The sequence below is a fragment of the Streptomyces sp. NPDC001027 genome (assembly GCF_040299045.1).
Classification (GTDB): Bacteria; Actinomycetota; Actinomycetes; order Streptomycetales; family Streptomycetaceae; genus Streptomyces.
In genome coordinates this window covers 1-8,402 of record NZ_JBEPBI010000299.1, presented here as the reverse complement: position 1 = coordinate 8,402, position 8,402 = coordinate 1, and the positions used below count along the sequence as shown (strand labels likewise).

General features: G+C 72.7%; 9 protein-coding genes. 8 read left to right on the top strand and 1 reads right to left on the bottom strand.

The features are described 5' to 3' along the window. Positions 1 to 59 precede the first annotated feature (59 nt). A complete protein-coding gene (locus ABT300_RS38630) occupies positions 60 to 824 on the top strand; it encodes a hypothetical protein (protein WP_351686251.1) in 765 nt (254 codons plus the stop codon). A gap of 67 nt (positions 825 to 891) precedes the next feature. On the opposite strand, the gene ABT300_RS38625 is transcribed toward ABT300_RS38630, so the two are convergent. Then, complete coding sequence (locus tag ABT300_RS38625) at positions 892 to 1,362, bottom strand: DUF3093 domain-containing protein (protein ID WP_351686248.1); 471 nt, start codon at positions 1,360 to 1,362, stop codon at positions 892 to 894. A gap of 116 nt (positions 1,363 to 1,478) precedes the next feature. Between ABT300_RS38625 and ABT300_RS38620 the strand changes: the two genes are divergently transcribed. The 7 genes from ABT300_RS38620 (at position 1,479) to ABT300_RS38590 (ending at position 8,259) form a co-directional block, all read left to right on the top strand. Further along, positions 1,479 to 2,063 carry a PaaI family thioesterase gene (locus ABT300_RS38620; protein WP_351686245.1) on the top strand — a complete coding sequence of 195 codons (585 nt, stop codon included), beginning with the start codon at positions 1,479 to 1,481 and terminating at the stop codon, positions 2,061 to 2,063. After that, complete coding sequence (gene dut / locus ABT300_RS38615) at positions 2,060 to 2,611, top strand: dUTP diphosphatase (protein WP_351686242.1); 552 nt, start codon at positions 2,060 to 2,062, stop codon at positions 2,609 to 2,611. Before ABT300_RS38620 ends, dut begins: the two co-directional genes overlap by 4 nt. Before the next feature lies 1 nt (position 2,612). Beyond that, positions 2,613 to 3,377 (top strand): DUF3710 domain-containing protein, encoded by a 765-nt coding sequence (locus ABT300_RS38610; RefSeq protein WP_057575478.1) that lies wholly within the window; start codon positions 2,613 to 2,615, stop codon positions 3,375 to 3,377. Between the two features lie 313 nt (positions 3,378 to 3,690). Then, the gene (locus ABT300_RS38605) at positions 3,691 to 6,240 is read left to right on the top strand and encodes a sensor histidine kinase (RefSeq protein WP_351686239.1); all 2,550 of its coding nucleotides are present in this window, start codon (positions 3,691 to 3,693) and stop codon (positions 6,238 to 6,240) included. Beyond that, a complete protein-coding gene (locus tag ABT300_RS38600) occupies positions 6,234 to 6,947 on the top strand; it encodes a response regulator (RefSeq protein WP_351686236.1) in 714 nt (237 codons plus the stop codon). The genes ABT300_RS38605 and ABT300_RS38600 overlap by 7 nt, the downstream gene beginning before the upstream one ends. Positions 6,948 to 7,068: 121 nt before the next feature. After that, positions 7,069 to 7,467, top strand: coding sequence for an OB-fold nucleic acid binding domain-containing protein (locus ABT300_RS38595; protein ID WP_306948879.1), 399 nt, complete (start codon positions 7,069 to 7,071; stop codon positions 7,465 to 7,467). Between the two features lie 3 nt (positions 7,468 to 7,470). Then, on the top strand, positions 7,471 to 8,259 hold the full coding sequence (locus tag ABT300_RS38590) for a DUF3159 domain-containing protein (RefSeq protein WP_351686233.1): 789 nt from the start codon (positions 7,471 to 7,473) through the stop codon (positions 8,257 to 8,259). The last annotated feature ends 143 nt before the right edge of the window (positions 8,260 to 8,402 follow it).

The window sequence follows — 8,402 nt, the reverse complement described above, 5'->3', positions numbered from 1 at the left end:
CCGGCGCCTGGGGCGTCTTCCGGTACGTCACCCTGCCCATCCTCAAGCCGATCATCGTGATGCTCACGACCCTGTCGGTCATCCGGGAGAAGGCCGCCGGCCTGGCCCGGGAAGGCCTCCGCAAGGGCGGGAGCCGCGCCAAGGCGGGCCTGGCGCATCTGGCCGACCGGATCATCGACATCGCCCCCCGCGTCCCCGTACGGGACCTCCAGACGCTTCGTGCGCAGTTCCCCGGGCTCGGGCCCGAGCAGATCGCCGACAAACTCGTGTCGGGCGCGGCGAACGCCACGTCCACCGTCGGGGCCGGCATCGGCGCCGCCGCGATGCTGCCGGTGCCGCCGGCGATGCCCACCGAACTGGCCGCGGAGATCACCGGGGTCGCCGCGATCGAGCTGAAGCTGATCGCCGAGCTCCACGAGCTCTACGGCCTGCGGCCGCCGGGCGGTCTCAAGGACCGCAGTGCCGCCTACCTGCGCTCGTGGTCGGAGGAACGCGGGATCGACGTCAGGAAGCCGTCCTCCGTCAACGCGGCCCTCGGCGGCCAGATGAAGCGCGAGCTCCGTCAGCAGATCATGAAGCGCATGGTCCGCAACCTGCCGAATCTGATGCCGTTCATGGTCGGCGCCGCCGTCGGGGCGCTCATGAACCGACGGGACACCAGAAGAGTGGCCGGGAAGATCCGCGCCGACCTGCGCAAGGCGCAGGTGCCGTGGGACGCGCTGCCGGAACTGCCTGCGCTCGAGGAGCCCGCGGAGCCGCTGGCCGTCGGGGAGATCACCCATGACCCGCTGAACCCCGAGAACCCGGGGCGCCCCGGACTCTGAAAGCCCTGCTGAAGGCCTGTCGAGGCCTGCTGGGCCCTGCTGGGGCCCTGGTGGGCCCCTGTGCGGGCTACGCCTGCGCCGCGGCCGCGCGCGCCGTCTCGAGGGCCTGCGCCAGCCGCTCCGGCTCCCGCGTCGACAGGTACAGGTACGGCGTCGGGTCCTGGGGGTCGGTGACCTCCACCTTCAGTGCCGTGGGGATGTAGGAGCGCAGCAGCAGGAACGCCCGGGTGTCCGCCTTGTACGTGCGCCAGGCGCGCGCCTCCTGCGCGTCCAGGACCTCCGCGTCGCCGAGGGCCGTGACCGGGATCTTCGCCTCGCCCGCGATCAGCGAGTCGCCCACCACGCGGATGCGCGGAGACCCGTAGGAGCTGGCCACGACGGCCGCGGCCGCGGTGCCGCCGACCAGACCGCCGAGCAGCGGCAGGGTGCCGAACGGCAGCAGGATCAGGGCCATGGAGACGCCCACGAGGAACGAGACGAACCACCACGAGCGGGGGGCGGTGAGGCGTTCTTCGTACGGGGCGGCGGAGAGCTGCATGGAATCAAGCTTGGCACGGTCCCCGCTTGCGGCCGGGGGCAGGGGCAGGGGGCGTCGCACAGCGCTGCCGGGCAGGGTGGCGGCGGGTGTCGGACGGGCGGGTAAGGTCTGCGGCTGTGAGTGGTACATCCGCAGCTCTCGAGCCTCCGGCCGGGGCCCAGAAACCCGTCCGGCACCCCGACGCTCCCGCGCCCGGCGAACTGCTCGGCGCCCACTACGAACACTGTTTCGGATGCGGCGACGGGCAGGCCCACGGTCTGCATCTTGAGGCGCGGGCCGGCGAGGGCGTGACCGTCACCGCCGAGTTCACCGTGCAGCCTGCCCACCAGGGCGCTCCGGGGCTGGCGCACGGGGGAGTTCTGGCGTCCGCCCTGGACGAGACGCTCGGCTCGCTGAACTGGCTGCTGCGGAAGATCGCCGTCACCGGGCGGCTGGAGACGGACTTCGTCCGGCCGGTGCCCGTCGGCGCCACGCTCTACCTGGAGGCCGAGGTGACCGCGGTCGCCAGGCGCAAGATCTACTCGACCGCGACCGGGCGGATCGGCGGCCCCGACGGGCCCGTGGCGCTCCGCGCCGACGCGCTCTTCATCGAGGTAGGCGTCGAGCACTTCGTCGACCACGGGCGCGCGGAGGAGATCCAGACCGCCCTGAGCGACCCGGACCAGGCGCGGCGCGCCCGCGCCTTCGAGGTGAACCCGTGAGCCGGGGTCCCCTGGACGTCCTGATCCGCCGCGTCGACCCGGACGTACCGCTTCCGGCGTACGAGCACCCCGGCGACGCGGGAGCCGATCTGCGCACCACGGAGCGCCGCGAACTGGCGCCGGGGGAGCGGGCCGTCCTGCCCACAGGGGTGTCCGTCGCGCTGCCGGAGGGGTACGCGGCCTTCGTGCACCCCCGGTCGGGCCTCGCCGCCCGGTGCGGCGTCGCTCTCGTGAATGCCCCGGGGACGGTTGATGCCGGGTACCGTGGGGAGATCAAGGTGATCGTGGTGAATCTCGACCCGCGCGAGTCCGTGCGGTTCGAGCGCTTCGACCGGATTGCCCAACTGGTCGTCCAGCAGGTCGAGAGGGTCCGCTTCCAGGAGGTGGCGGAGCTTCCCGGGTCGGCGCGGGCCGCAGGGGGCTTCGGGTCCACCGGCGGGCATGCCGCCGTGGGCGGCGCAAGCGGTACAAGCGGTCAGGCCGCCGACGGCGGCGCGACGGGTGGGAATCGATACGCTTCGGTCGTATCCGACCGGGAAGGACAGTGACGTGTTCGGACGTCGCAACAAGAAGGGTGCCGCCGAGGACGCGGCCGGCGAGGCCGAGCAGGTCGTCGACAGTGTCGACGCTGAGGCGGACGACGTGGAGGGCGCGCGCGAGCGCGTGCGGCTCGAGCCGGAGCCGAGGCCCGACGGGCCGTGGGACGACTCGGAGGTGCGCGACCCCGCAGAGGGCCGTGTGGACCTCGGCGGGCTCTTCGTGCCCGGGGTCGACGGCATGGAGCTGCGGGTCGAGGTCGCCGGCGACGCGATCGTCGCCGCGACGGTCGTGCTGCGGGACAGCGCCATCCAGCTGCAGGCCTTCGCCGCTCCCAAGCGCGAGGGCATCTGGGGCGAGGTGCGCGAGGAGATCGGCTCCGGCATCACTCAGCAGGGCGGCATCGTCGACGAGGTCGAAGGACCGCTGGGCTGGGAGCTGCGGGCCCAGGTGCCGGTGCAGCTGCCGGACGGCACGGGCGGCTTCCATGTCGTGCGCTTCGTCGGCGTGGACGGGCCCCGCTGGTTCCTGCGCGGGGTGATCTCGGGCCAGGGCGCGGTGCAGCCGCAGGCGGCGGGTCTGCTCGAGCAGATCTTCCGGGACACGGTCGTGGTGCGGGGCGAGGGCCCGATGGCGCCGCGCGACCCGATCGTCCTGAAGCTGCCGAACGACGCGCAGATGGTGCCCGAGGGCGTGCAGCAGCAGGACGAGAGCTCCCGCTTCTCGGGGGGCATGGGCCAGCTGCAGCGCGGACCGGAGATCACCGAGGTCCGGTAGCCCGGCGACGGGCCCCGACGACGGCTGACAGGGCCGCACCCTCACGGGGGTGCGGCCCTTCGTCGTGCCCGCCGGGGCGCCGCCCCACCGTCCTCGCCGCCCTCGCCGCAGGGCCCGCGACGGCGAGGGCGCGTGAACCGATCCGGGGGGGGGGGGGCTCGTCCGATGAAGGGTCGAGGGGCGCCCACGGCCGCCGGGTCGCGTCAGGGTTGCGTCAACGGCGCCCCTCGCCTGTCGGATCATCCCATTTGTCGGGACCGTTGGCCGTAAGGTCGACGCTGCACACGCAGTTTCAGCGGGAGACAGTGAGGCCATGGCACGCGGCAAGCTTCGGATCTACCTCGGCGCGGCACCGGGCGTGGGCAAGACGTACGCCATGCTCTCCGAAGCGCACCGGCGGCTGGAGCGCGGCACGGACTGCGTGGCGGCGTACGTCGAGCACCACGGCCGGCAGCGCACCGAGGTGCTGCTGCACGGCCTGGAGCAGATCGAGCGCCGGGAGCTGGAGTACCGCGGCGGCTCCTTCCCGGAGATGGACGTGGACGCGGTCCTCGCCCGCACCCCGCAGGTCGCCCTGGTGGACGAGCTCGCCCACACGAACATCCCTGGCTCGCGCAACGTCAAACGCTGGCAGGACGTGGAGGAACTGCTCGCGGCGGGCGTCGACGTGGTCTCCACGGTGAACATCCAGCACCTGGAGTCCCTCGGCGACGTCGTGGAGTCGATCACGGGCGTCCGGCAGCAGGAGACGGTGCCCGACGAGTTCGTGCGCCGCGCCGACGAGATCGAGCTGGTGGACATGTCGCCGCAGGCCCTGCGCCGGCGGATGGCCCACGGCAACGTCTACCGGCCGGACAAGGTCGACGCGGCGCTGTCCAACTACTTCCGGCCCGGCAACCTCACCGCCCTGCGGGAGCTGGCCCTGCTGTGGGTCGCCGACCGGGCCGACGCGTATCTGAAGCAGTACCGCCGCGACCACCGGGTGTCGGCGATCTGGGGCTCGCGTGAGCGGATCGTGGTCGGGCTGACCGGCGGCCCCGAGGGCCGCACCCTCATCCGGAGGGCGGCGCGACTGGCGGAGAAGGGCGCGGGCGGCGAGGTGCTGGCCGTGTACATCGCCCGCAGCGACGGACTCACCTCGGCCTCCCCGAAGGAGCTGGCGCTCCAGCGCACCCTCGTGGAGGACCTCGGCGGCACCTTCCACCACGTGGTGGGCGACGACGTGCCGGCCGCGCTGCTGGACTTCGCCCGCGGCGTCAACGCCACCCAGATCGTGCTGGGCTCCTCCCGCCGCAAGACCTGGCAGTACGTCTTCGGGCCCGGGGTCGGCGCGACGGTCGCCCGGGAGTCGGGGACCGACCTCGACGTGCACATCGTCACCCACGAGGAGGTCGCCCGAGGCCGCGGGCTGCCGGTGGCCCGAGGCGCCCGGCTGGGGCGGACCCGGATCGCCTGGGGCTGGTTCACGGGCGTGGTGGGACCGGTGCTCGCGGCACTGCTGCTGAACGCGGTCCACCTCGGCCTCGCCAACGACATGCTGCTGTTCCTGGCGGTGACCGTGGCGGCCGCGCTGCTCGGCGGTCTGCTGCCCGCACTGGCCTCCGCGGCCGTGGGCTCGCTCCTGCTGAACTACTTCTACACACCGCCCCTGCACCGGTGGACGATCGCCGACCCGAAGAACATCGTCGCCATCGTGATCTTCGTCGGAGTGGGGGTGTCGGTGGCCTCGGTGGTGGATCTGGCGGCCCGGCGCACCCACCAGGCGGCCCGGCTGCGGGCCGAGTCCGAGATCCTCTCGTATCTGGCGGGCAACGTGCTGCGCGGCGAGACCGGTCTGGAGGAGCTGCTGGAGCGGGTGCGCGAGACCTTCGCCATGGAGTCCGCGGCACTGCTGGAGCGGGCGGACGACCGGGCGCCGTGGACCCGCGCGGGCCACGTCGGCGTGGGCAGACCGGTCGACCGGCCCGAGGAGGCCGATGTGGACGTGCCGGTCGGCGACCACCTGGCGCTCGCGCTCACCGGGCGGGTGCTGCCCGCGGAGGACCGGCGGGTGCTGGCCGCGTTCGCCGCGCAGGCGGTCGTGGTCCTGGACCGGCGGCGCCTTCGGGAGGAGGCCGACCGCGCCCGTGCGCTGGCCGAGGGCAACCGCATCCGCACGGCCCTGCTGGCCGCCGTCAGCCATGACCTGCGCACTCCGCTGGCCGGGATCAAGGCGGCGGTCTCCAGCCTGCGCTCCCCGGACGTCGCGTGGTCGCAGGAGGACCGGGCGGAGCTGCTGGCGGGCATCGAGGAGGGCGCCGACCGTCTCGACCACCTGGTGGGCAACCTGCTGGACATGTCGCGCCTGCAGACCGGCACGGTCACGCCGATCATCCGGGAGACCGACCTCGACGAGGTGGTGCCGATGGCGCTCGGCGGGGTGCCGGAGCCGGAGCGCAGCGTGGAGCTGGACATCCCGGAGACGCTGCCCATGGTCGCCGTGGACCCGGGCCTGCTGGAGCGGTCGGTCGCCAACCTGGTGGAGAACGCGGTCAAGTACAGCCCGGCAGGCGCGCGCGTGCTGGTCGCCGCCAGTGCGATGTCCGACCGCGTCGAGCTGCGGGTCGTGGACCGCGGGCCCGGCGTCCCCGACGAGGCCAAGGAGCGGATCTTCGCGCCCTTCCAGCGGTACGGCGACGCCCCGCGCGGTGCGGGGGTGGGGCTCGGGCTCGCGGTCGCGCGGGGCTTCGCCGAGGCCATGGGCGGCACTCTCGAAGCCGAGGACACCCCCGGCGGCGGCCTCACCATGGTCCTCACCGTCCGCGCGGTCGGCCCGCGCCCCGAGCAGCAACCCGTGCGACCCGAAAGGCGAACCTCATGCTGAGCCAGGCCGGGGGGTCACCCCAGGCATCCACGAGGGTGCTCGTCGTGGACGACGAGCCGCAGATCGTGCGCGCCCTCGTGATCAACCTCAAGGCCCGCGGATACGACGTCGACGCGGCCCACGACGGCGCCACCGCCCTGCGGATCGCCGCCGCCCGCCACCCCGACGTGGTGGTGCTCGACCTCGGGCTGCCGGACCTGGACGGCGTCGAGGTGATCAAGGGGCTGCGCGGCTGGACCCGGGCGCCGATCCTGGTGCTGTCGGCCCGGCACTCCTCGGACGAGAAGGTCGAGGCGCTCGACGCAGGCGCCGACGACTACGTCACCAAGCCCTTCGGCATGGACGAGCTGCTGGCGAGGCTGCGGGCCGCCGTGCGCCGGGCCGAACCCGCCGGGGGCGAGGACGAGGCCCTGGTGGAGACCGACGGGTTCACCGTCGACCTGGTCGCCAAGAAGGTCAACCGGGCCGGGAAGGACGTCCGGTTGACGCCCACGGAGTGGCACCTGCTGGAGGTGCTGGTGCGCAACACCGGTCGTCTGGTCAGCCAGAGGCAGCTGCTGCAGGAGGTGTGGGGGCCGTCGTACGGGACGGAGACCAACTATCTGCGGGTGTACATGGCGCAGCTCAGACGCAAGCTTGAGGCGGATCCCTCGCACCCCCGGCACTTCCACACGGAACCCGGGATGGGCTACCGCTTCGAGCGCTGATCCGGACCGCTCGGCCGTGGGCGAGACGACACCACGGCGGCGGGCGGAGGGCGCGGCGGTGTCCGGGTCGGGGTACGGCCGCGGCTACGGCTCGGAGGGGGCGTCCCGGTACGCTTCAGACATGAGTGCTGTCCCTCGTTCCGAAAAGCCGGTGGGCCGGTTCCGGCGCATGCTCGACCGGCTCTCCTCGTCGCAGGAGGACCTGGAGTCCGAGGAGCTGCGCGAGGACACTGAGACGGCCGGCTGCACGCGGATAGGCGACTGCCAGGACCGACAGATCGTCACGGTTACTGGTACCTTGCGCACGGTCACCCTGCGGCCGCGCGCCGGAGTCCCGGCCTTGGAGGCCGAGCTGTTCGACGGCAGCGCCGCGCTGGACGTCGTGTGGCTGGGCCGGCGCTCCATCGTGGGCATCGAGCCGGGACGCAGGCTCATCGCATCGGGCCGGGTCTCCATGAGCCGGGGCCGCCGGGTGCTGTTCAACCCCAAGTACGAACTGAGACCCCTGGGTAGGGAGTAGCCGGTGACGTCGCTCGACAAGCCGACCGAAGACACGACCGTGAAGCATCCGACCGCGGAGGACATCGCCGCGGCCGACGCCCGGGCGGTGACGGAGGCCGCGCTGTTCGAGGCGTTCGGCGGGATCCGCGGCATGGTCGAGACGGTGGTGCCCGGCCTGGTCTTCGTCACGATCTTCACGATCAACAAGAACCTGCACATGTCCGCGATCGCCGCCCTGGCGGTGTCGCTCGTCCTGGTCGTCGTCCGCCTGGCGATGAAGGACACGGTCAAGCACGCGTTCAGCGGAGTCTTCGGCGTCGCCTTCGGCGTCGTCTTCGCGATGATGACCGGCAACGCCAAGGCCTTCTACCTGCCGGGCATGCTCTACACGCTCGGTCTGGCGCTGGCGTACATCGTCACGACGCTGTGCGGGGTGCCGCTGATCGGTCTGATCCTCGGCCCGGTCTTCAAGGAGAACCTCTCCTGGCGGACCCGCAATCCCGGGCGCAAGAAGGCCTACGCCAAGGCCAGCTGGGCCTGGGGTCTGATCCTGCTCGCCAAGTGCGCGATCCTCTTCCCGCTGTACTGGTGGGCCGACACCGCTCAGCTCGGCTGGGTGCTGGTCGCCCTGAAGATCCCGCCGTTCCTGCTGGCCGTCTGGCTGACCTGGGTGTTCCTCGCGAAGGCGCCCGCGCCGATCGACGTGTTCGCGGAGATGGAGGCGGAGGAGAAGGCCGCGGAGGAGAAGGCCGCGGCGGAGGCGTCGGAGTCGGCGGCGGAGGTTGGTGGGCGGCACCGTCGGGACGGGTAGTACCCCGTGTCCGGGTGATCGTCCCCGGGGGCTGCGCCCCCAGACCCCCGCTCGCCCCTGAGCGGGTCTCGTCCTCAATCGCCGGATCGGCTGGTGGGACTTGCACGGCTCGTCTGCAAGCGCCCCCCGGAGGGGGCGTTGCC

What these genes read in the sequence shown, in the direction of transcription:
- ABT300_RS38595 (WP_306948879.1), top strand. Translation starts at nt 7,069, where the DNA reads ATGAGTGCTGTCCCTCGTTCCGAAAAGCCGGTGGGCCGGTTCCGGCGC.
- ABT300_RS38630 (WP_351686251.1), top strand. Translation starts at nt 60, where the DNA reads ATGCTCACGACCCTGTCGGTCATCCGGGAGAAGGCCGCCGGCCTGGCC.
- ABT300_RS38625 (WP_351686248.1), bottom strand. Translation starts at nt 1,362, where the DNA reads ATGCAGCTCTCCGCCGCCCCGTACGAAGAACGCCTCACCGCCCCCCGC.
- ABT300_RS38605 (WP_351686239.1), top strand. Translation starts at nt 3,691, where the DNA reads ATGGCACGCGGCAAGCTTCGGATCTACCTCGGCGCGGCACCGGGCGTG.
- ABT300_RS38600 (WP_351686236.1), top strand. Translation starts at nt 6,234, where the DNA reads ATGCTGAGCCAGGCCGGGGGGTCACCCCAGGCATCCACGAGGGTGCTC.